The sequence below is a fragment of the Stutzerimonas sp. Brlt_14 genome (assembly GCF_051948915.1).
Lineage (GTDB): Bacteria > Pseudomonadota > Gammaproteobacteria > Pseudomonadales > Pseudomonadaceae > Stutzerimonas > Stutzerimonas stutzeri.
In genome coordinates this window covers 507,135-528,662 of the sequence record NZ_JAYJLM010000002.1, presented here as the reverse complement: position 1 = coordinate 528,662, position 21,528 = coordinate 507,135, and the positions used below count along the sequence as shown (strand labels likewise).

The window sequence follows — 21,528 nt, the reverse complement described above, 5'->3', positions numbered from 1 at the left end:
CGAGGCGGGCCGGGCGATCGGTCATGCGGGGCGGTCATTCCTTGAGTCAGAAGGGTTTGGCCAGTACCAGCCACAGGGTCAGGGCAATCAGAACCGGCACCAGTACACCCAGTGCCATGCACTGGTATGTGACGCCGCGCTCCGGCTCACGTTCGATACGCAGGACCAGAACGCCACACAGCGCATGACAGAGCGCCATGGCCGTGACAACCGTGAGTTTCATGATCAGCCAGCCGGCGAGGGTGCCGTCACGCAGGAACAATGCCGTGCCGGACCCAATGGCCAGTAGCGCGGCCGGTGTGCTGATGAGGGTGAAGACCATGCGGGTGAGGTGGGCATGGTCGCGGTAGAACAGCTGCTCGCTGCGCTTGGTGCCGGCGGCGATCATCGCCGGAAGATAGAGCAGCGAGCCGCACCAGCAGAGCAGGGCGGCGAAATGCAGCAGTTTGAGCAAGGGCATGCCGGTCTCCATCCTGCCTGACGCGAATCTGAGGATGTGACAGTGGCGCTTCAGGGCAGTTCGTCGCTTTTGCCGGCGAACTGCCTTCCCGGTCGTTCGCGGGTGTCAGCTTTGTGTCTGCTGCTCTCGCGGCTCGAACAGCTGGCTGCCGCAGCGGCTGCAGAATGCTGCGTTGGGTTCGTGGGTGAGCTTGTCGCAGGTGGGGCAGTTGTGGCGCAGGCTGTCCTGGCGCATCGCATTGGCCAGCTCGGCGGTGAAGATGCCGGTCGGCACGGCAATGATCGAGTAACCGGTGATCATCACCACGGTGGCCAGCGCCTTGCCCAGCGGCGTCAGCGGGACGATGTCGCCGAATCCGACGGTGGTCAGGGTGACTACCGCCCAGTAGATGCTCATCGGAATGCTGGTGAAGCCGTTGCTCGGGCCCTCGATGACGTACATCAACGTGCCGTAGACGATGATCAGGGTGGTCACGCTGAGCAGGAAGACAATGATTTTCTGCCGACTGCCCTGCAGCGCCACCAGCAGGAAGTTGGCCTGGCTGAGATAGGGCGCGAGCTTGAGGACGCGGAATATCCGCAGCATCCGGATGACGCGCACCACCAGCAGGTACTGCGCATCCGGGAACAGCAGGGCGATGAAGGCCGGCAGCACCGAGAACAGGTCCACCATGCCGTAGAAGCTGAGGATGTACTTGCGGGGTTCGGGGTGAGTGTAGATGCGCAGCACGTACTCGACGGCGAAGATCGCCGTGAAGCCCCATTCCAGATTGGTCAGCAACTGGCCGTGCCGCTCGTTGAACGAGGCGATGCTGTCGAGCATCACCACCACCAGGCTGGCGAAAATGATCACCAGCAGCCAGGTGTCGAAGCGCTTGCCGGCCGGGGTGTTGGTGAAAAAGATGATGGTGTAAAGGCGCTCACGCCAGCTCATCGCTTTCAGGGAGTCGTTGTCCATTGGCCGTGGTCTCTCGCATGGGTGGCAGATTTCGCGGTCGCCTGCCAAAGCGGCCCATTAAAGCATTGCCCCGGGCCGGCTGCATGCCACTCGGTGGCGTTGGCGGTACGCCATTGGTAACGTCGCTTTGCCTGAATCGTACTTAGCGCATAGTCTGAACACAGGCGCATCCCGCAGTTGGAGAGTTCCATGCCCGATTCCCAGTTGGTCGATCCATTCGGCCGGCGCATCACCTACCTGAGGTTGTCGGTAACCGACCGCTGCGATTTTCGCTGCACCTATTGCATGAGCGAGGACATGGTCTTCGCGCCCCGTGCGCAGATTCTCACGCTCGAAGAGCTCTATGCGGTGGCCGACGCCTTCATCAGCCTGGGCGTCAAACGCATCCGCGTGACCGGTGGCGAACCGCTGGTGCGCAAGGGGCTGACCGGCTTGCTGGCGCGGCTCGGTGCGCGCAACGAACTGGAAGATCTGGCCATCACCACCAACGGCTCGCAGTTGCCGAGCCTGGCTGCATCGCTGCATGAAGCCGGCGTGAGACGGCTCAATATCAGTCTCGACTCGCTCAAACGCGAGCGTTTCGCCGAGCTCACCCGCCGTGATCGGCTCGATCAGGTGCTCGAAGGCATCGAGGCTGCGCGTAGCGCCGGCTTCAAACGCATCAAGCTCAACAGCGTGGTGCAGAAGGGCCGCAACGACGACGAGATTCTCGACCTGGTGGAGTTCGCCATCGAGCGTGGGCTGGATATCAGTTTCATCGAAGAGATGCCGCTGGGCAGCGTGTCCAGCCATCAGCGCCAGATAACCTTCTGCTCCAGCGACGAGGTACGTGAGCGCATCGAGGCACGCCATACGCTGGTGCGCAGCAGCCATGCCACAGGTGGTCCTTCGCGCTACTGGCAGGTGGCCGGCAGCGAGACGCAGATCGGCTTCATCTCGCCGCACAGCAACAACTTCTGCGGCAGCTGCAACCGCGTGCGCGTGACAGCCGAGGGCAAGCTCGTGCTGTGCCTTGGCCACGAGGGCGCGCTGGATCTGAAAAGCCTGATGCGGCGCTATCCGGGCGACAGCGAGCGCCTGCGCAACGCCCTGGTGGATGCGTTGCAGCTCAAGCCGGAAAAGCATCACTTCCGCACCGACGAGCAGGTTCAGGTGGTGCGTTTCATGAGCATGACCGGCGGCTGAGACCGTTTCGTCCTCCATTCACTGAATGGCGCTTCATTTCCGTGATCATCCTGTCGCCATAGAGCATGGCGTGGCCCGCGGCTGCGTTTCTGTGCACCGACGCGCTGCGAGTCAACCGGGGTGCCGTGATAAACTTCGCGGCTTCTTGCCAGCAGCCCAATCGATGCCAGGAATCCCGATGCTCATGGCGACTCCGCTTGTTCGTTCCCCCGTCGACCGCCACGGATAGGCCGCATGCGACTGAAAAGCATCAAACTCGCCGGTTTCAAATCCTTCGTCGATCCCACTACGGTCAGCTTCCCGAGCAACATGGCGGCAGTGGTCGGCCCGAACGGCTGCGGAAAATCCAACATCATCGACGCCGTGCGCTGGGTCATGGGCGAAAGCTCGGCGAAGAACCTGCGCGGCGAGTCGATGACCGATGTCATCTTCAATGGCTCCAATACCCGCAAGCCGGTAACCCAGGCGAGCATCGAGCTGATCTTCGACAACTCCGACGGTACGCTTACCGGCGAGTACGCCGCCTTCGCCGAAATCTCCATCCGCCGTCGCGTCACCCGTGACTCGCAGAACACCTACTTTCTCAACGGGGTGAAATGTCGGCGCCGCGACATCACCGATATCTTCCTCGGCACCGGCCTCGGACCACGCAGCTATTCGATCATCGAACAGGGCATGATCTCCAAGCTGATCGAGGCCAAGCCGGAGGATCTGCGCAACTTCATCGAGGAGGCGGCCGGCATCTCCAAGTACAAGGAGCGCCGGCGCGAAACCGAGAATCGTATCCGTCGCACCCACGAGAACCTGGCGCGCCTGACCGACTTGCGCGAAGAGCTGGAGCGTCAGCTCGAACGCCTGCATCGTCAGGCGCAGTCGGCGGAGAAGTATCAGGAGTACAAGGCCGAGGAGCGCCAGCTCAAGGCACAGCTGTCGGCACTTCGTTGGCAGGCCTTGAACGAGCAGGTGGGCCAGCGCGAGCAGGTCATCGGTGATCAGGAGGTCGCCTTCGAAGCGCTGGTGGCCGAACAGCGCAGCGCTGATGCGAGCATCGAGCGCCTGCGGGACGGTCACCATGAGCTGTCCGAACGGTTCAATCAGGTGCAGGGTCGCTTCTATTCAGTCGGCGGCGACATCGCGCGCGTCGAGCAGAGCATCCAGCATGGGCAGCAGCGCCTGCGTCAGTTGCAGGACGATCTGCGTGAGGCAGAACAGGCGCGCCTTGAGACCGAGTCGCACCTTGGCCACGACCGCACGCTGCTGGCCACGCTCGGCGAGGAGCTGGCGATGCTCGAGCCGGAACAGGAGCTGTCCGGCGCCGCTGCCGAAGAGTCCGCCGCCCAGCTGGAAGAAGCCGAAGCCGCCATGCAGGCCTGGCAGGAACAGTGGGAGCGCTTCAACCAGCACAGCGCCGAGCCGCGCCGCGCCGCGGAAGTGCAGCAATCGCGCATCCAGCAGCTGGAGCAGAGCCTGGAACGCCTGGCCGAGCGTCAACGCCGGCTGGATGACGAGCGCGCGCTGCTGGCGGCCGACCCCGAGGACAGGGCGATGCTCGAGCTCGACGAGCAACTGGCGGCCAGCGAGCTGGATCTCGAGGCGCTCGCCGCGGTGGCCGAGGAGCTCAACGAGCGCCTGGAGCAGCTGCGCGATGAGCTGCAGCAGGCGACTCGGGCTCAGCAGCAGGCGCAAGGCGAGCTGCAGCGACTCAATGGTCGGATCGCGTCCCTCGAAGCCTTGCAGCAGGCGGCGATGGAGCCGGGCAAGGGGGTCGCCGAGTGGTTGCGCGAACAGGGGCTGGAACAGCGCCCACGCCTGGCGGATGGGCTGCGGGTCGAGCCGGGCTGGGAGCTGGCGGTGGAAACCGTGCTGGGCGCAGATCTACAAGCGGTGCTGCTGGACGATTTCGCCGAGGTCGAGCTTGCAGGCTTCCAACAGGGCGCATTGAATCTGGTCAGCGCGCCGCGCGGCGGTGACCGCCGCCCGGGCGCCCTGCTGGAGCGGGTCGAGTCGGCGCTTGATCTTTCGCCATGGCTGGGCCACGTACGACCGGTCGAGTCGCTGGAACACGCATTGGCCGAGCGCCCGTCGCTGGCGGAGGGCGAGAGTCTGGTCAGCCGGGATGGCTATTGGGTCGGCCGGCATTTTCTGCGGGTGCGTCGCGCCAGCGAGGCGGAATCCGGCGTGTTGGCGCGTGGGCAGGAACTGCAGCGCCTGCTGGCCGAGCGTGATGAACGCGAAGCGAGCCTGGCGGCGATGGAGGATCGCGTCACCGCGTTGAGCGGCGAACAGTCCCGACTCGAAGGTGAGCGCGAGCTGCAGCGTCGTCAGCAACAGGAAGAAGCACGCAAGCACAGTGACCTCAAGGCCAGGCTGTCGGCCGGTCATGCGCGGCTGGAACAGCTAGCGCTGCGTCGTCGTCGGCTGGACGAGGAGCTTGCCGAGCAGCAGGAACAGCGCGAGATCGAGACCGAACAGCTGGGTGAAGCGCGCCTGCAGTTGCAGGAAGCGCTGGAGACAATGGCGCAAGACACCGAGCAGCGCGAAACCCTGCTGGCCAGCCGCGATGGCATCCGCGAGCGGCTCGATCGTATCCGCCAGGACGCCCGGCAGCACAAGGATCATGCCCATCAGCTGGCACTGCGGGTCGGGTCGCTCAGGGCGCAGCACGAGTCGACGCGTCAGGCCCTGGAGCGGCTGGAGCAGCAGTTCGAGCGCGCCGTCGAACGCCGCGAGCAGCTGACGCTGAACCTGGAGGAGGGCGAGGCGCCGCTGGAAGAGCTGCGGATGAAGCTCGAAGAGCTGCTGGAGCGCCGCATGGGCGTCGAGGACGAGCTCAAGCACGCGCGACTGGCCCTGGAAGACGCCGACCGCGAGTTGCGTGATGCCGAGAAACGGCGCACGCAGGCCGAGCAGCGGGCACAGCTGTTGCGTGGGCAGCTGGAGCAGCAACGGCTGGATTGGCAAGGGCTGAGCGTCCGGCGCAAGGCGTTGCAGGACCAGCTGCAGGAGGACGGCTACGACCTGCACGGCGTGCTCGGCACACTCCCTGCCGATGCAAGCGAGCCGAGCTGGGAAGCGGAGCTGGAGCGGCTGAGCCAGCGCATTCAGCGTCTGGGGCCGATCAACCTGGCGGCGATCGACGAGTATCAGCAGCAGTCGGAACGCAAGCGCTATCTCGACGCGCAGAACGATGATCTGGTCGAGGCGCTGGACACACTGGAAAACGTCATCCGCAAGATCGACCGGGAAACGCGCAACCGCTTCAAGGAAACCTTCGACCAGATCAACAGCGGTTTGCAGGCGCTCTTTCCGAAAGTGTTCGGCGGCGGTAACGCTTATCTGGAACTTACCGGGGAAGATTTACTCGATACCGGGGTGGCCATCATGGCGCGCCCGCCCGGAAAGAAGAACAGCACCATCCATCTACTGTCCGGCGGCGAGAAAGCACTGACTGCGCTGGCGCTGGTATTTGCGATCTTCCAGCTCAATCCGGCGCCGTTCTGCATGCTCGACGAAGTTGATGCGCCATTGGATGACGCCAACGTCGGTCGCTATGCGCGGTTGGTTAAGGAGATGTCGGAGAAAGTTCAGTTCATCTATATCACCCATAACAAGATCGCCATGGAAATGGCTGATCAACTGATGGGTGTGACCATGCATGAGCCAGGCTGCTCGCGGCTGGTGGCGGTGGACGTCGAGCAGGCCGTTGCGCTTGCCGAAGCCTAGGATTAAGCCGCTTGTTTGAGCGTTTTTGATACAAGGAAGGGCACAAAAAGAGAACTACCGCACGGTGCAAATCTACCGTTCGTCGTGCTAGCTTAGAGCACAATTTTTACGATGCGCTAAAAGCAGTTCCGGCTTGTTGCGTCTTTATCATCGAATTCAGAGGTTAAAGCATTAATGGATATCGGTCTGCGCGAGTGGCTGATCGTCATCGGCATCATTGTCATTGCCGGCATTCTGTTCGACGGCTGGCGTCGCATGCGTGGTGGCAAGGGCAAGCTCAAGTTCAAGCTGGACCGCAGTCTTTCCAACCTGCCCGACGTCGACGACTCCCCCGAGCTGCTCGGGCCGGCGCGTGTCGTGAATCGTGAGCATGAGCCCTCGCTGTCCGAGAATGATCTCCCACCGGTAACTGCGCGCGAATCCAGCAAGAAGCGCCGCCAGGACGAGCCCTACCAGGGCGATCTGCAGCTCAGCACCGAAGAGCCGGTCCCGACGTTGCTCGACCCCGTGGTCGGAGACGATGACGATGTGCAGGAGCGGCCGCAGAAGGAGCAGGCGCCGGTGGAAGAGGTGCTGGTCATCAACGTCATTTCCCGCGACCCGCACGGCTTCCGCGGCCCGGCTCTGCTGCAGAACATTCTGGAAAGCGGTTTGCGATTCGGCGAGATGGATATCTTCCACCGCCATGAAAGCATGGCCGGCAACGGCGAGGTGCTGTTCTCCATGGCCAATGCGGTCAAGCCCGGAACCTTCGACCTGGACGATATCGATCACTTCACCACCCCGGCCGTGAGCTTCTTCCTCGGTCTGCCCGGCCCGCGCCATCCGAAGCAGGCCTTTGATGTCATGGTCGCTGCCGCGCGCAAGCTCTCCCAGGAGCTCAACGGCGAACTGAAGGACGACCAGCGCAGCGTGCTGACCGCCCAGACCATCGAGCATTACCGTCAGCGCATCGTCGAATTCGAACGCCGACAAATGACCATCAAGCAGCGCTGATTCTCTACCGAACCGGGCCTTGTGCCCGGTTTTGCGTTCACTGTGTGCGGCTCCCTTTTTCCGCGCTCTGCAGAGCGCTGTAGGCTGGAGTTCAGCGATTGGTAGGCGTCCAGAACTCCGGTCATTCAGGTCAAAGACTGCCTTCCCGCAACGCTGCTCTGATGCAGCCGATACCCGCCGACCTGCCGTCGCCTTCGCGTTCGGCTAGAATCCGACGCCTTTCCTATCAACCAAGGCGTGCTGATGCGGTCTGAATCAGCACAGCCCCAGTCACGGCTTCGTCCTATGCCTTCTGCCCAAACCGCCGCCGAGCGTATTGCCGAACTACGCAGCGAAATCGACGCCCACAACTACCGCTACTACGTGCTCGACGAACCCAGCGTTCCCGATGCCGAGTACGACCGTCTGTTCAATGAGCTCAAGGCGCTCGAGGCAGAGCACCCGGAGCTGGTGACACCCGAGTCGCCAACCCAGCGGGTGGGAGGGGCTGCACTGGCGGCGTTCGGTCAGGTACGCCATGAAGTGCCGATGCTGAGCCTGGGCAATGCCTTCGAGGAGCAGGACCTGCTCGATTTCGACCGCCGCGTGCGCGAAGGGCTGGATCTGCCGGCGGGCGACCTGTTCGGAGATGGCGCGGTTGTCGAATACAGCTGCGAACCCAAGCTCGACGGTCTGGCGGTCAGTCTGCTCTACGAAAACGGCCATTTGGTGCGCGGTGCTACCCGCGGCGATGGCAGCACTGGCGAGGACATCAGCGCCAATGTGCGCACCGTTCGCAACATCCCACTCAAGCTGCATGGCAGCGGCTGGCCGGCGGTGCTCGAGGTGCGCGGCGAAATCTACATGCCCAAGGCCGGCTTCGAGGCGCTCAATGCGCGACAGCTGGAAAGCGGCGGCAAGCCCTTCGCCAATCCCCGTAATGCCGCAGCCGGCAGCCTGCGCCAGCTGGATTCGAAGATCACCGCCAGCCGGCCGCTGGAACTGTGCGCTTACGGTGTTGGACGCAGTGATGGTGAGCTGCCGAATACGCACATCGGAATTCTCGAAGCGCTGAAAGGCTGGGGTCTGCCGATCAGTCGCGAACTGAAGCTGGCCAAGGGCGTTGCCGAATGCCGTGCCTATTACGACGCCATCGGTGCAAAGCGCGACGCGCTGCCTTACGAAATCGACGGCGTGGTGTTCAAGGTCAATGCCGTCGAGCAGCAGCGCGAACTGGGCTTCCGTGCACGCGAACCGCGCTGGGCCATCGCCCACAAGTTTCCCGCGCGGGAAGAGATCACCGAGCTGCTCGACGTGGAGTTCCAGGTTGGCCGTACTGGTGCCATCACCCCGGTCGCCCGGCTCAAGCCCGTGCAGGTTGCAGGCGTCACGGTGTCCAACGCAACCCTGCACAACATGGATGAAGTGGCGCGGCTTGGCGTGATGATCGGCGATACGGTGATCGTGCGCCGTGCAGGCGATGTGATTCCCCAGATCCTCGGCGTGATCGCCGAGCGCCGCCCGGTCGACGCGCGCGCCGTGCATGTGCCGGAGCAGTGCCCGGTGTGCGGCTCTGCCGTGGAGCGTACCCAGCTGATCAAGCGCAGCAAGGGCCGTGAATCGGTCAGCGAAGGCTCGATCTACCGCTGCGTCGGCCGGCTGGCGTGCCAGGCTCAGCTTAAGCAGGCGATCATCCATTTCGTATCGCGCCGAGCGATGGATATCGACGGCCTGGGCGACAAGATCGTTGAGCAGCTGGTCGACAAGGGGCTGGTCCGTTCTCCGGCGGATCTCTACTGCCTTACCCACGAGCAGGTCATTGAGCTGGAGGGTTTCGCCGAGATATCCACGCGTAACCTGCTCCACGCCATCGATGCCAGTCGCAAACCGAGTCTCGCGCGGTTCGTTTATGCGCTCGGCATCCCGGACGTCGGTGAGGAAACCGCCAAATTGCTGGCACGCGCGCTGGGTTCCCTGGACCGAATCGGCCGGGCACTGCCGGACGTACTCGTCTACCTGCCCGACGTGGGGCTGGAAGTTGCCCACGAAATCCACAGCTTCTTCGAGGACGAACACAACCGCACGGTCATCGCGCTGCTGCGTGAGCGTGGCGTCGAGCCGCAGGAGGAGGGCGACGTGCATCCGGAGTTCGCAGCCTGCGCGACACTGCCCGATCTGCTCGACCGGCTCAACATTCCTCATATCGCCCGCACCGGTGCCCAGCGCCTGGCAGAGCGTTTCGGCTCGCTCGAGGCAATCATCGCCGCCGACTGGCTCGACCTGCGTCAGGTAGAGCGTCTCACCGAAAAGGCCGCGCGCTCACTGCGTGACTATTTCGACAAATCTGGTAACGCCGAGCGCGCTCGTGCTATCGAAGCCCAGCTTCGGGATTTCGGTATGCACTGGGAGAGCGAGCGGAAAGCCGCCGAAGGCCTGCCGCTGGCCGGGCAGACCTGGGTACTGACCGGCACGCTGGAAACCATGAGTCGTGATGAAGGCAAGGCGCGGCTGGAGGCTTTGGGGGCAAAGGTCGCCGGTTCAGTATCCGCCAAAACCAACTGCGTAGTAGCGGGCCCTGGCGCGGGCTCGAAGCTCACCAAAGCCAATGAACTCGGTGTGACGGTGCTGGACGAAGCGCAGTTCCTCGAGCGCCTTGCTCAGCTTGGTTCGGCAAGTACGTAGCGCGTCAGCATCGCCTCATCCCAGCGAACCTCGCTGTCATACCCGCTCCCCAAATGTTTCACCGAACCTGTGGGAGCGGCCCTCACCGCGACTGGTTTAGCAACGCTTGCCAGCAGTGAGCGAGCTCCCTTTGACTCCAGGTCAGGGAAACGGCTTCAGCCATCCCCTAAAGTTTTCCCCGCTTCACCCGAAAAGCTAGTCAAGCAAGTCCGCAGTATGGATGTGCTGGCGTAGCGTTGGAGCGGTACCGGGCTCAGAAAAAGTTCGAATCTGCCCTAAAGCCAACCCAAACGGCGCCGATAAGCTAATCGAATGCGAACTCAATGGGTGCCTGGGCACAAGCCGGCCCGGAGTCGCAAGCTCAGGCAACCGAAGTAACTAGCGCCCTTGGAGGCAAACACCATGGCTCTTACCGTCAATACCAACATTGCGTCGCTCAACACTCAGCGCAATATCAATAATTCATCAAATGCACTGACAACTGAATCGCCCCAGCTTTCCTAGACACTCTCCAAGCTCTGGAAATAGCGCTTTTCAAACTCCACTGGCGATAGCTGCATAGCGCTGCTGTGCCGGCGCTTGGGGTTATAGAACATCTCGATGTAATCGAACACATCACTGCGGGCTTCTTCGCGGGTTCCGTAGGTTTTCCGTCGGATGCGTTCCCGCTTCAGCAACTGGAAAAAGCTTTCCGCGACCGCGTTGTCGTGACAGTTACCGCGTCGACTCATGCTGCTGATCAGGTTGTTGGCCTTGAGGAAACTCTGCCAGTCCGAGCTGCTGAACTGGCTGCCCTGGTCGGAATGGATCATCACTTCCTGCTTGGGCTTGCGCCGCCACACCGCCATCAGCAACGCATCGATGGCCAGATCGCTGCACATCCGAGGCTTCATCGACCAGCCGATCACTTGGCGAGAAAACAGATCCAGCACCACCGCCAAGTACAACCAGCCCTCATACGTGCGGATGTAAGTGATGTCGGTGACCCAGACCTTGTTCGGTTCACTGACATTGAACTGCCGCTCCAGACGGTTGGGCGAGGCCACCGGCGGCTTGCCACCGTAGTACCCGGGGCGCCGGCGATAACCGGTCTGCGAGCGCAGCCCCTCTCTCCTCATCAGGCGAGCCACACGGTGCCGGCCACAGGACTCGCCCAGCTCACGCAGGTCGTCGTGGATCTTGCGGTAGCCGTAGACCCCGCCGCTTTCCAACCAGGCATGCTTGATCAATCCGAGCAGACGCTGATCTTCCTTGGCACGCGCGGATTTCGGCTCGGCCAGCCAGGCGTAGTAACCGCTGGGATGTACCTGGAGGGTCTGGCAGAGACGCCGTACCGGGTACTCCACCGACAGTTTGCTGATAACGGCGTACTTCAGCCGGACTCCTTGGCAAAGTACGCGGCGGCCTTTTTTAGGATGTCTCGCTCTTCGGTCACCCGCTTGAGTTCCGCGCGCAAGCGACGCAGCTCAGCCTGCTGATCATCTACCTGCTGCCGCTGTATTTGGGGTTTGCTGTAGCGCTTTACCCAGGCGTACAGGCTGTGCGCGGACACGCCTAGACGCTCTGCTACATCAGCAACGCGCAAGCCGCGTTCAGTGATGTGCTTGACCGCTTCAATCTTGAATTCTTCGGGGTAACGCTGGTTGCTCATGGCACCTCCTGCTGGGTCTCATTATGAGGCTTGGAGGTGTCTACGAAACTAGGGGCGATTCAAACCTCAATGCAACGGCTTTCAACTGGCAGTCGCATTAATAGCGCCAAAGACGACGCAGCGGGTCTTCAGATTTCTAACCGTTTGACAAGCCAAATTAACGGATTGAATGTCGCTGTGCGCAATGCTAATGATGGTATTTCGATGGCTCAGACCGCGGAAGGTGCATTGCAGCAGTCCACAAACATTCTGCAGCGTATGCGGGAGCTTGTGCTGCAGTCTGGCAACGGAAGTAACAGTGACGAGGATAAGGCCTCTCTTCAATTAGAGGTGGCTGAATTGCAGACTGAGCTCAATCGTATCTCGGGAACCACTTCGTTTGGCACCAAAAAATTGTTCGACGAAAACATTGGCGGGACGGCGAGTACGGAAGTCTCCTTTCAGGTTGGAGCGTATGGAAGTACTGATGACGTAATTAAAGTAGATTTCGGTGGTCCAAGAGATGCCGGGACGCTTGGTGTTGATGTCAGTAAAGTAAATGTGACAAATACTGCCTTGACCACTGAGGATATGTTGGAGTCCATTGATAATGCGATCAAAGACATCGACACCCAGCGCGCAACCTTTGGTGCGGTCCAGAATCGGTTTGATAACACGATCGCCAACCTGCAAAACATTGCCGAAAATGTATCGGCAGCTCGAGGCCGCATTCAAGATACCGATTTCGCGGCGGAAACCGCGAATCTGAGCAAGAATCAGATTCTGCAACAAGCTGGCACTGCGATTCTGGCTCAAGCCAAGCAGCTGCCGCAGGCCGTTCTCAGTCTGCTTCAGTGAGTCAGGCTCAATGGATGGGGTGGGTTTCCGCCCCATCCGTTTATTGAGAGGTGAATCATGGACGTCGCAAGAGCAGCAAGCGCGTCGCTTGCGTCATCCTCACCAAGCAATGCGACGCCCAGCCTCCGTCCGGAGGTTGGGCTTTCGTCGTTGCAGGGTGAGAACGATGTTGAGCGACCCGAGGTGGATGTGACCGAAGCTGTGGAGCGAATTCGCACTCAAGTGCAAGTGCTACAGCGGGATCTAAACTTCAGTGTCGACGACTCTACCGGCCAGGTGGTAATACGTGTGCTCGATGGTGATTCAGGCAAAGTGGTGCGACAGATCCCTTCCGAGGATATCCTTCGCCTGGCGGAGCGCCTAGACGAGATGCGCAGTCTCCTGTTCGAAGGCAGGGCCTAGTTGCGCAGGCTTCTTGTTCATGGGCTGTATCGAAGTTCGCGCGGATTAGGTAACGAGGTGAGACTATGGTGGGAGTAACGGGTATCGGTTCCGGCATTGATATCGACAGTATTGTCAAAAGCATGGTCGCCGCCGAGCGCGCGCCGAAGGAGGCGCAGCTTGCCAACCTGGAAAAGAAGACCACCACTCAGATCACTGCCATTGGCGCACTAAAAAGCGCCATCAGCGAATTCCAGACAGCCCTGCGTGCGCTGAATAAGCCGGAGTTATTCCAGGCTCGTTCGGCTACCTCTAGCAAGACAGACCTGGTTGGAGTTAGCGCCAGCCCCAAGGCGGGTGCGGGTAGTTACCAGGTTGAAGTCAGGTCGCTTGCGACAAGCAGCAAGGTGGCCCTGAAGGCTTTCCCTGATAACGCTGGAGCGCCTGCGACCTTTGCTGGTGGCACCATGACCGTGAAGGTGGGAGAGAAGAGCCTGCCGATTACCATCGACCAGTCCAGCAACACGCTTGCCGGCATTCGCGATGCAATCAATGCGGGCGGGAAGGAGATGGGGCTAACAGCCACTATTGTTACCGATGATGCAGGTGCGCGACTTGTGCTCAGTAGCGCCACCACCGGGGCGGGTGAGGATATTACAGTTGAAGCAAAGAGCACAGATGCCGCGCTGGGAGCTTATTCGCTCGAGGATCTGGGATTCGATGGTTCTACTGTTGAGCCAAAGCCAAACGAGGATGACCCTGAGGCGTATGCAGCTGCAATGACTGCATACCGAAGCGGGCCGATGACCTTGACTCAGGCACAGAGTGCGCAGGTTTCGGTCGATGGGCTGTTGATCACCAGCAAGAGTAATAAAATCGAAGGTGCTATCGAGGGTGTCACGCTCGATCTCAAGGGTAAAACTGCGGCCAATGAGCCTCTCACCATCAGCGTCGCCGAAGACAAGGCGGGAGTTAAAAAACAGATCCAGTCGTTCGTCGACAGTTATAACAAGTTGATCGGCGTGATCAATGCGCAGACCAAGGTCACGCCCGTCGGTAGTGGAGGGGCGCCTTTGGCTGGAGCTTTGGTTGGGGACGCCTCGGCACGGCTGGTGCTAGGAACGATCCGTAGCGAGCTGGTGAATGTTCAGGGTGAAGGAGCTATTCGTGCGCTTTTCGACTTGGGTATCACTACTCAAAAAGATGGAACTCTCAAAACCGACGACACCAAACTTGATGACGCACTGAGCAATAATTTTGCGGATCTTCCAGGTCTGTTCACCGGTAATAATGGTCTTGCTGCTCGACTTGATTCAAAACTGAAGCCCTATACCGAAACTGGCGGCATCCTTGAGCAGCGTAATAAGGTAATGACCGAAACCATTTCGGGTATTGGTAAACAGCGGGAAGATCTCGGTCGTCGGATAACTGCGCTTCAGGATCGACTTTATAAGCAGTTCAATGCAATGGATGCGTTAGTGGGGAGAATGGCAAATACATCTTCCAGTCTGCTGGCTTCACTCGAAAATCTGCCTTGGGCCGCGAGTAACGCTAGGAAATGATCACTTGCAATGAAAAAGGCCGCCTCTCTGGCGGTTTTTTGTTTGTAGCGTTTGCTCAAGTACCGGTATTTTCGACCGATAACCTAAGCATGTGAGATATGGCTTGAGGGCTAATCCAAATGTACGCAATGTCGGCAATGAAGCAGTATCAGCAGGTAGGTGTTCAGGCACAGGTAAACGACGCTGATCCGCACCGTTTGATCCAGATGCTGATGCAGGGCGGGCTGGATCGTATCGCTCAGGCCAAGGGCGCGATGGAGCGCGAGGCCTTCGCAGAGAAGGGCGTACTGATCGGCAAGGCACTGGGCATCGTGGGTGGGCTGCGTGACGCTTTGGACAAAAGCATTGGTGGTGAGCTGGCGGAGAATCTTGATCGTCTGTACGAATACATGACGATGCGTCTTTTCGAGGCGAACAAAGAAAACGACATCGGGAAACTCAACGAAGTTGGCAGGCTGCTCGGTGAGATAAAACTCGCCTGGGATCAGATTGCCCCGAAGGGTTGATCTATCATGTGCCCAGTTCATCATATAGCGCGTTCAGCGACGCTGATCGACCTGGAGAATATATGAGTTCGAAAGCACGCCTTTTCGCCGACTTCACTGAGCGGTTGCGTAATGCGCTAGCAAACGGGGATTGGGAAGGGATCGCCGCTCTGGACGATGACTGCGGCGCTCTGATTGCGACTTTACAGGATGAAGATGCAGCGGACGCTGAGCTGCGTGAAGCGATCGAGGCGATGGCCGAGGTATACGCCAAGCTTCAAGCGGCGGGACGCTCGGAGCGCGAACGGCTAGCACTGGAGCTCACCAAGCTGAGCCAGAGCAAGCAGGTAACGCAGGCCTATACGTCGTTGGGCTGATGCTTGGCTGCGTCGGCTGCTCTGCTTTTCATGATGTCCAGTCGTTGAGCGGGCTGCGACGCTCAGGCCTCAACAGTCCCTTGCGGAAGGTGGATGGCGCAACGTTCATCCACCTGGCCAGCGCGTCAGGCAATGCTCGTTTCGTCTCAGCGATACTCGCAAAGATAAGCCGTATCCACCTTGACCTTCAGCTGAAACTTGCTGTTCGCTGGCACGGTGAACTGGCTGCCGCTTGCGAAGGTTTCCCAGGCACCGGCACCCGGCAGTTTCACGTCCAGGCTGCCTGCTACTACGTGCATGACTTCCAGTTGCGCAGTGCCGAACTCATATTCGCCCGGGGCCATCACGCCGATGGTGGCCGGACCTTCCGTCATTTCGAACGCGATGGATTTGACGGTGCCGTCGAAGTACTCGTTGACCTTGAACATTTGGTTTCCTTTGCGGGTTGGAAAGAGGGGCGCCAGTATGCCCAAGCGTCAGGGTTGGCGTCACCTGGCAGCGCTAGCTACGAAAGATGAAGTAGACGGCGCCGACCAAGCACAATCCCGCCCATAGATAATCGAGCTTCAAGGGCTGCTGCATGTACAGCACGCTGAAGGGAACGAACACCATGAGGGTGATTACTTCCTGCATGATCTTCAGCTGTCCAACTGAGAGTTCCGTATAGCCGATGCGGTTTGCCGGCACCATCAGCATGTACTCGAAGAAGGCGATGCCCCAGCTGATCAGGGCGGCAACGAGCCAGGGCTTGCCGTTCAGGGTCTTCAGGTGGCCATACCAGGCGAAGGTCATGAACAGATTGGAGCAGCAGAGCAGGGCGGCGGTTTGCAACCAAATAGGCATGATGGGGTGGGGCTCGAAATATTGACGCGCTAGCGTATTTCCAGGCGGTGCCGCGTGCAATGGCCATCTGGTGCGCACGCTTCTGTCGGATTATCATCGCGCGCGTTTTTTCACTGAGTGGCAGTTTTATGGATTGTCGCCCCGGTTGTGGTGCCTGCTGCATAGCACCTTCCATCAGTTCTCCTATACCCGGCATGCCGTACGGTAAGCGTGCGGGAGAGCGGTGCGTGCAGTTGACCGCTGATTTTTTTTGTTCGCTGTTTGGAGATCCGCGGCGGCCAGTTGTCTGTTCTGCCTTCGCGGCCGATCCTGCTTGCTGCGGCAATGACAGGGAGGAGGCGATTCGTCTGTTGGGCTGGCTTGAGCAGGCAACAGCGTAGCGGTACGCCAGTTGGGGCTTTCGTTGCTTGTAGCGGCTCTCGCTCGCAGCTACTCGTCTGGCGGGGGGTGATAAACAAAAAAAGGCTGCCCAAGGGCAGCCTTTTTTTGCGCGAGCTTGTCGCTTAACGCGGCAGATCGCGCTTGGCGTGGCCGGTGTACAGCTGACGCGGACGACCAATCTTCTGGCCGGATGCGATCATTTCTTTCCAGTGAGAGATCCAGCCGACAGTACGCGCCAGGGCGAAGATGACGGTGAACATGCTGGTCGGAATGCCGATGGCCTTGAGGATGATGCCCGAGTAGAAGTCCACGTTCGGGTACAGGTTGCGCTCAGCGAAGTAAGGATCGTTGAGGGCAATCTCTTCCAGCTTCATGGCCAGATCCAATTGCGGGTCATTGATGCCCAGCTCGCCCAGAACCTCGTCGCAGGTCTGCTTCATGACCTTGGCGCGCGGGTCGAAGTTCTTGTAGACGCGATGTCCGAAGCCCATAAGCTTGAACGGATCGTTCTTGTCCTTGGCCTTGGCCAGGAACTTCTCGACGTTCGATACGTCGCCAATCTCGTCCAGCATGGTGAGTACGGCTTCGTTCGCGCCGCCGTGAGCCGGTCCCCACAGGGCGGCGATACCGGCGGCGATACAGGCGAACGGGTTGGCGCCGGTGGAGCCTGCCAGACGCACGGTGGAGGTGGAGGCGTTCTGCTCATGGTCGGCGTGCAGGATGAAGATGCGATCCATTGCCTTGGCCAACACCGGGCTGATCGGTTTGATCTCGCACGGGGTGTTGAACATCATGTGCAGGAAGTTTTCCGAGTAGCTCAGGTCGTTGCGCGGGTACATCAGCGGCTGACCGATCGAGTACTTGTAAACCATCGCGGCGATGGTTGGCATCTTGGCGACCAGGCGCACCGCGGAAATCTCGCGGTGGTGCGGGTCGTTGATGTCCAGCGAATCGTGGTAGAAGGCCGAAAGCGCGCCGACAACGCCACACATGATGGCCATGGGGTGGGCGTCACGACGGAAACCATTGAGGAAGGACTTCAGCTGCTCGTGAACCATGGTGTGGTTCTTCACGGTGCTGACGAACTGTGCCTTCTGTTCGGCGGTCGGCAGTTCCCCGTTCAGCAGGAGATAGCAGGTTTCCAGATAGTCGGATTTCTCTGCCAGCTGCTCGATCGGATAGCCGCGATGCAGCAGGATGCCCTTGTCGCCATCGATGTAGGTGATCTTGGACTCGCAAGAGGCGGTCGACATGAAGCCGGGATCGAAGGTGAAGTGACCCGTGGAGGTCAGGCTTCGTACGTCAATTACATCAGGCCCTACGGTACCGGTTAAAACGGGCAGTTCGACGGGGGCAGCGCCCTCGATGATCAACTGCGCTTTCTTGTCAGCCATGTATGGCCTCCTGTTTTGTGCTTGGAATCATCATGGCCCCCCACGCAGGGCCCGCATCACTATAGTGTGATAAACCGCAAAGTCAATTTGCGCGAACCCATGCCGTAGAGGGCTCTGCAGGGGGATGCGTACAGCTTGGGTGCACTGTTTACGGCATTTATATAGAGGTCGCTATCAGCCTTTAGTGGCACTTCACCACATTGTCATTAGTGACCTAACTGTTTATACTCGGAAACCGACCGGCAGGGGCCTTACAGGCAGTATTCTGTAGGTTGTCACTCGTGGGTAGCGGGTACTGCTGCGTACTCTTCCCAACAACTTTGCCCTGCGCTCTGGGGCTCTCAAGTGTGAAAAAAAGCCGTGAAAAGCCAACGACCTGTAAACCTAGATCTTAGGACAATAAAACTCCCCATCACTGCTTACACGTCGATTCTCCACCGTGTATCCGGTGTCATCCTGTTCGTCGGTATCGCCTTGCTGCTGCTCGCGCTCGATACCTCGCTGTCTTCGCCAGAAGGCTTCGAGGAGGTCCGTGCGTACCTGGGTAGCCCTCTGGCAAAGCTGGTGAGCTGGGCGTTGCTGTCCGCACTGCTGTACCACCTTGTGGCGGGTGTTCGTCACCTGATCATGGATTCTGGCCATGGTGAGACGCTGGAAGGCGGCAAGCTGGGCTCGAAAATCGTAATCGCCGTATCGGCGGTGCTGATCGTTCTGGCGGGAGTGTGGATATGGTAACCAATGTCACCAACTTTTCGCGCTCGGGTCTGTACGACTGGATGGCGCAGCGCGTTTCTGCAGTGGTTCTTGCGGCTTATTTTCTGTTCCTGCTTGGGTACCTGATCGCGAACCCGGGGCTGGAGTACACCCAGTGGCACGCGCTGTTCTCGGCCAACTGGATGCGCATCTTCAGCCTGCTGGCTCTGGTCGCCCTGAGTGTGCACGCGTGGGTAGGCATGTGGACGATCTCCACCGACTACCTGACCAATATGGCGATCGGTAAGTGGGCTACCGGCGTTCGTTTCCTGTTCCAGGCGGTGTGTGGCATTGCCATGTTCACCTTCTTCGTCTGGGGCGTGCAGATTCTTTGGGGTATCTGATTCATGGCTAACATTCGTACGCTTTCTTTTGACGCCATCATCGTCGGTGGCGGTGGCGCCGGTATGCGCGCGGCGCTGCAGCTGTCCCAGTCTGGTCACAAGACCGCTGTGGTCACCAAGGTTTTCCCGACTCGTTCGCACACCGTTTCCGCTCAGGGCGGCATCACCTGCGCCATTGCTTCGGCCGACCCGAACGATGACTGGCGCTGGCACATGTACGATACAGTCAAGGGCTCCGACTACATCGGTGACCAGGATGCGATCGAGTACATGTGTTCTGTCGGTCCTGAGGCTGTGTTCGAGCTCGAGCACATGGGCCTGCCGTTCTCCCGTACCGAGCAGGGCCGCATCTATCAGCGTCCGTTCGGCGGTCAGTCGAAGGACTTCGGTAAGGGCGGTCAGGCCGCTCGTACCTGTGCCGCTGCCGACCGTACCGGTCATGCGCTGCTGCACACGCTTTATCAGGGCAACCTGAAGAACGACACCGTTTTCCTCAACGAGTGGTACGCGGTCGATCTGGTGAAGAACCAGGACGGAGCAGTCGTGGGTGTCATCGCCATCTGCATCGAAACCGGCGAAACCGTCTACATCCGTTCCAAGGCTACCGTGCTTGCCACTGGTGGCGCTGGTCGCATCTACGCATCGACCACCAACGCCCTGATCAATACCGGTGACGGTGTAGGTATGGCTCTGCGTGCCGGTGTCCCGGTTCAGGATATCGAGATGTGGCAGTTCCACCCGACCGGTATCGCCGGTGCCGGCGTGCTGGTGACCGAGGGTTGCCGCGGTGAAGGTGGCTACCTGATCAACAAGCATGGCGAGCGCTTCATGGAGCGTTATGCGCCGAACGCGAAGGACCTGGCTGGTCGCGACGTCGTTGCACGTTCGATGGTCAAGGAAATCCTGGCGGGCAACGGCTGCGGTCCGGATGGCGACCACGTGATGCTGAAGCTGGATCACCTGGGTGAGGAAGTGCTGCACAGCCGCCTGCCTGGCATCTGTGAGCTGTCGAAGACCTTCGCTCATGTCGATCCGGTCGTCGCACCGGTGCCGGTCGTACCGACCTGCCATTACATGATGGGTGGTATCGCCACCAACATTCATGGTCAGGCCATCACTCAGGACGCCAACGGCAACGACAAGATCATCGACGGTCTGTTCGCTGTGGGCGAAGTGGCCTGCGTATCCGTACATGGCGCCAACCGTCTGGGCGGTAACTCGCTGCTGGATCTGGTTGTGTTCGGCCGCGCTGCCGGCCTGCACCTGGAAAAGGCGTTGAAGGAAGGTATCGAGCACCGCGGTGCCAGCGAAACCGACCTGGACGTTGCTCTGGCTCGCCTTGCCGGTCTCAACGAACGTACAACCGGTGAAGACGTCGCTCCGCTGCGCAAGGAACTGCAGAACTGCATGCAGAACTACTTCGGCGTGTTCCGCACCGGCGAATACATGCAGAAGGGCATCGCTCAGCTGGTGGATCTGCGTCAGCGTATCGCCAACGTCAAGATCTCGGACAAGAGCCAGGCGTTCAACACCGCGCGCATCGAAGCGCTCGAGCTGCAGAACCTGCTGGAGGTCGCCGAGGCCACTGCAATCGCCGCCGAGACCCGCAAGGAGTCCCGCGGTGCTCACGCTCGCGAAGACTTCGAAGAGCGTGATGACGAGAACTGGCTGTGCCACACCCTGTACTTCCCGGGTGACAAGCGCGTTGCCAAGCGTGCCGTGAACTTCGCTCCGAAGACCGTTCCGGCATTCGAGCCCAAGGTTCGGACTTATTGAGGTCGCCGATATGTTGCAAGTGAGTGTTTATCGCTACAACCCCGATCAGGACGAAAAGCCGTTCATGCAGGATTTCCAGGTCAATACCGATGGTAAAGACCTGATGGTTCTGGACGTCTTGGCTCTGATCAAGGAACAGGACCAGGGTTTCTCCTATCGTCGCTCCTGCCGTGAAGGCGTGTGCGGTTCCGACGGGATGAACATCAATGGCAAGAACGGCCTGGCTTGCATCACCCCGCTGTCCTCCGTGGTCAAGGGCAACAAGCTGGTCATTCGTCCGCTGCCTGGTCTGCCGGTCATTCGTGACTTGGTCGTCGATATGAGCATCTTCTACAAGCAGTACGAGAAAGTGCGTCCGTATCTGATGAACGATACGCCGCCGCCGGCAATCGAACGGCTGCAAAGTCCGGAGGATCGCGAGAAGCTGGACGGTCTGTACGAGTGCATCCTGTGCGCTTGCTGCTCGACCAGCTGCCCGTCGTTCTGGTGGAACCCTGACAAGTTCCTCGGTCCCGCTGCGTCGCTGCAGGCCTACCGTTTCCTGGCCGACAGTCGCGACACCGAAACCGAGAACCGTCTGGCCGGTCTGGACGATCCGTTCAGCGTGTTCCGCTGCCGCGGTATCATGAACTGCGTCGACGTTTGTCCGAAGGGATTGAACCCTACCAAGGCAATCGGTCACATACGCAACATGCTGCTGCAGAGCGGTACCTGATGACACCCCGGTCGCGAAAGGTTATGCGCTAGCCTGGAATGGCCGGA

20 protein-coding genes and 1 pseudogene are annotated in these 21,528 nt (G+C 60.0%); 15 read left to right on the top strand and 6 right to left on the bottom strand.

Annotation, left to right across the window (positions count from 1 at the left end; all coding sequences use genetic code 11):
• Nucleotides 1–46: 46 nt before the first annotated feature.
• Nucleotides 47–460 carry a CopD family protein gene (locus VF716_RS06290; RefSeq protein ID WP_011913003.1) on the bottom strand — a complete coding sequence of 138 codons (414 nt, stop codon included), beginning with the start codon at nucleotides 458–460 and terminating at the stop codon, nucleotides 47–49.
• Nucleotides 461–565: 105 nt separating this feature from the next.
• Nucleotides 566–1,417 (bottom strand): ion transporter, encoded by an 852-nt coding sequence (locus VF716_RS06285; protein ID WP_011913004.1) that lies wholly within the window; start codon nucleotides 1,415–1,417, stop codon nucleotides 566–568.
• Between the two features lie 189 nt (nucleotides 1,418–1,606).
• On the opposite strand from VF716_RS06285, the gene moaA reads away from it, so the two are divergent.
• The 5 genes and pseudogenes from moaA to VF716_RS06260 all read left to right on the top strand — a co-directional run.
• The gene (gene moaA / locus VF716_RS06280; protein WP_011913005.1) at nucleotides 1,607–2,602 is read left to right on the top strand and encodes a GTP 3',8-cyclase MoaA; all 996 of its coding nucleotides are present in this window, start codon (nucleotides 1,607–1,609) and stop codon (nucleotides 2,600–2,602) included.
• 234 nt (nucleotides 2,603–2,836) lie between these two features.
• On the top strand, nucleotides 2,837–6,325 hold the full coding sequence (gene smc / locus VF716_RS06275) for a chromosome segregation protein SMC (RefSeq protein ID WP_125865343.1): 3,489 nt from the start codon (nucleotides 2,837–2,839) through the stop codon (nucleotides 6,323–6,325).
• 174 nt (nucleotides 6,326–6,499) lie between these two features.
• The gene (gene zipA / locus VF716_RS06270; RefSeq protein WP_014596513.1) at nucleotides 6,500–7,321 is read left to right on the top strand and encodes a cell division protein ZipA; all 822 of its coding nucleotides are present in this window, start codon (nucleotides 6,500–6,502) and stop codon (nucleotides 7,319–7,321) included.
• A gap of 285 nt (nucleotides 7,322–7,606) precedes the next feature.
• Nucleotides 7,607–9,982: an NAD-dependent DNA ligase LigA gene (gene ligA / locus VF716_RS06265; protein WP_125870734.1), complete on the top strand. Its 2,376-nt coding sequence runs from the start codon at nucleotides 7,607–7,609 to the stop codon at nucleotides 9,980–9,982.
• A gap of 402 nt (nucleotides 9,983–10,384) precedes the next feature.
• Nucleotides 10,385–10,483, top strand: a pseudogene (locus VF716_RS06260) (flagellin); the annotation flags it as partial.
• Here VF716_RS06260 and VF716_RS06255 read toward each other — a convergent pair.
• Nucleotides 10,483–11,633 (bottom strand): IS3 family transposase gene (locus VF716_RS06255; RefSeq protein ID WP_085988587.1). Its coding sequence is split into 2 segments (ribosomal slippage): nucleotides 10,483–11,396 and nucleotides 11,396–11,633, totalling 1,152 coding nucleotides; the frame shifts between segments, so codons are not numbered across the junction. The pseudogene VF716_RS06260 and the gene VF716_RS06255 overlap by 1 nt on opposite strands.
• 30 nt (nucleotides 11,634–11,663) lie before the next feature.
• On the opposite strand from VF716_RS06255, the gene VF716_RS06250 reads away from it, so the two are divergent.
• The 5 genes from VF716_RS06250 (at nucleotide 11,664) to VF716_RS06230 (ending at nucleotide 15,275) form a co-directional block, all read left to right on the top strand.
• Nucleotides 11,664–12,470 (top strand): flagellin N-terminal helical domain-containing protein, encoded by an 807-nt coding sequence (locus VF716_RS06250; RefSeq protein ID WP_049326285.1) that lies wholly within the window; start codon nucleotides 11,664–11,666, stop codon nucleotides 12,468–12,470.
• Between the two features lie 57 nt (nucleotides 12,471–12,527).
• A complete protein-coding gene (locus VF716_RS06245; RefSeq protein ID WP_011913011.1) occupies nucleotides 12,528–12,872 on the top strand; it encodes a flagellar protein FlaG in 345 nt (114 codons plus the stop codon).
• A gap of 65 nt (nucleotides 12,873–12,937) precedes the next feature.
• The gene (gene fliD / locus VF716_RS06240; RefSeq protein WP_020306170.1) at nucleotides 12,938–14,413 is read left to right on the top strand and encodes a flagellar filament capping protein FliD; all 1,476 of its coding nucleotides are present in this window, start codon (nucleotides 12,938–12,940) and stop codon (nucleotides 14,411–14,413) included.
• A gap of 119 nt (nucleotides 14,414–14,532) precedes the next feature.
• Nucleotides 14,533–14,919, top strand: coding sequence for a flagellar export chaperone FliS (gene fliS, locus VF716_RS06235; protein ID WP_011913014.1), 387 nt, complete (start codon nucleotides 14,533–14,535; stop codon nucleotides 14,917–14,919).
• A 62-nt stretch (nucleotides 14,920–14,981) separates the two neighbouring features.
• A complete protein-coding gene (locus VF716_RS06230) occupies nucleotides 14,982–15,275 on the top strand; it encodes a flagellar protein FliT (protein WP_020306173.1) in 294 nt (97 codons plus the stop codon).
• 146 nt (nucleotides 15,276–15,421) lie between these two features.
• On the opposite strand, the gene VF716_RS06225 is transcribed toward VF716_RS06230, so the two are convergent.
• A complete protein-coding gene (locus tag VF716_RS06225; RefSeq protein ID WP_019407617.1) occupies nucleotides 15,422–15,703 on the bottom strand; it encodes a pyrimidine/purine nucleoside phosphorylase in 282 nt (93 codons plus the stop codon).
• A 73-nt stretch (nucleotides 15,704–15,776) separates the two neighbouring features.
• On the bottom strand, nucleotides 15,777–16,118 hold the full coding sequence (locus VF716_RS06220) for a DMT family protein (protein ID WP_019407616.1): 342 nt from the start codon (nucleotides 16,116–16,118) through the stop codon (nucleotides 15,777–15,779).
• A 128-nt stretch (nucleotides 16,119–16,246) separates the two neighbouring features.
• On the opposite strand from VF716_RS06220, the gene VF716_RS06215 reads away from it, so the two are divergent.
• Entirely contained in the window at nucleotides 16,247–16,498 is a 252-nt protein-coding gene (locus VF716_RS06215) for a YkgJ family cysteine cluster protein (protein ID WP_080505071.1), read from the top strand.
• A 123-nt stretch (nucleotides 16,499–16,621) separates the two neighbouring features.
• Here the strand turns inward: VF716_RS06215 and gltA are convergent, their stop codons facing one another.
• Complete coding sequence (gene gltA, locus VF716_RS06210) at nucleotides 16,622–17,893, bottom strand: citrate synthase (protein ID WP_003302389.1); 1,272 nt, start codon at nucleotides 17,891–17,893, stop codon at nucleotides 16,622–16,624.
• A gap of 360 nt (nucleotides 17,894–18,253) precedes the next feature.
• On the opposite strand from gltA, the gene sdhC reads away from it, so the two are divergent.
• From sdhC to VF716_RS06190, 4 genes are read left to right on the top strand one after another with little or no spacing between them, the layout of a single operon-like run.
• The gene (sdhC, locus tag VF716_RS06205; RefSeq protein WP_003302391.1) at nucleotides 18,254–18,628 is read left to right on the top strand and encodes a succinate dehydrogenase, cytochrome b556 subunit; all 375 of its coding nucleotides are present in this window, start codon (nucleotides 18,254–18,256) and stop codon (nucleotides 18,626–18,628) included.
• On the top strand, nucleotides 18,622–18,990 hold the full coding sequence (gene sdhD / locus VF716_RS06200) for a succinate dehydrogenase, hydrophobic membrane anchor protein (RefSeq protein ID WP_011913018.1): 369 nt from the start codon (nucleotides 18,622–18,624) through the stop codon (nucleotides 18,988–18,990). Before sdhC ends, sdhD begins: the two co-directional genes overlap by 7 nt.
• A 3-nt stretch (nucleotides 18,991–18,993) precedes the next feature.
• Nucleotides 18,994–20,766 (top strand): succinate dehydrogenase flavoprotein subunit, encoded by a 1,773-nt coding sequence (gene sdhA, locus VF716_RS06195; protein ID WP_011913019.1) that lies wholly within the window; start codon nucleotides 18,994–18,996, stop codon nucleotides 20,764–20,766.
• 10 nt (nucleotides 20,767–20,776) lie between these two features.
• The gene (locus VF716_RS06190) at nucleotides 20,777–21,481 is read left to right on the top strand and encodes a succinate dehydrogenase iron-sulfur subunit (protein WP_003294789.1); all 705 of its coding nucleotides are present in this window, start codon (nucleotides 20,777–20,779) and stop codon (nucleotides 21,479–21,481) included.
• Nucleotides 21,482–21,528: the final 47 nt, after the last annotated feature.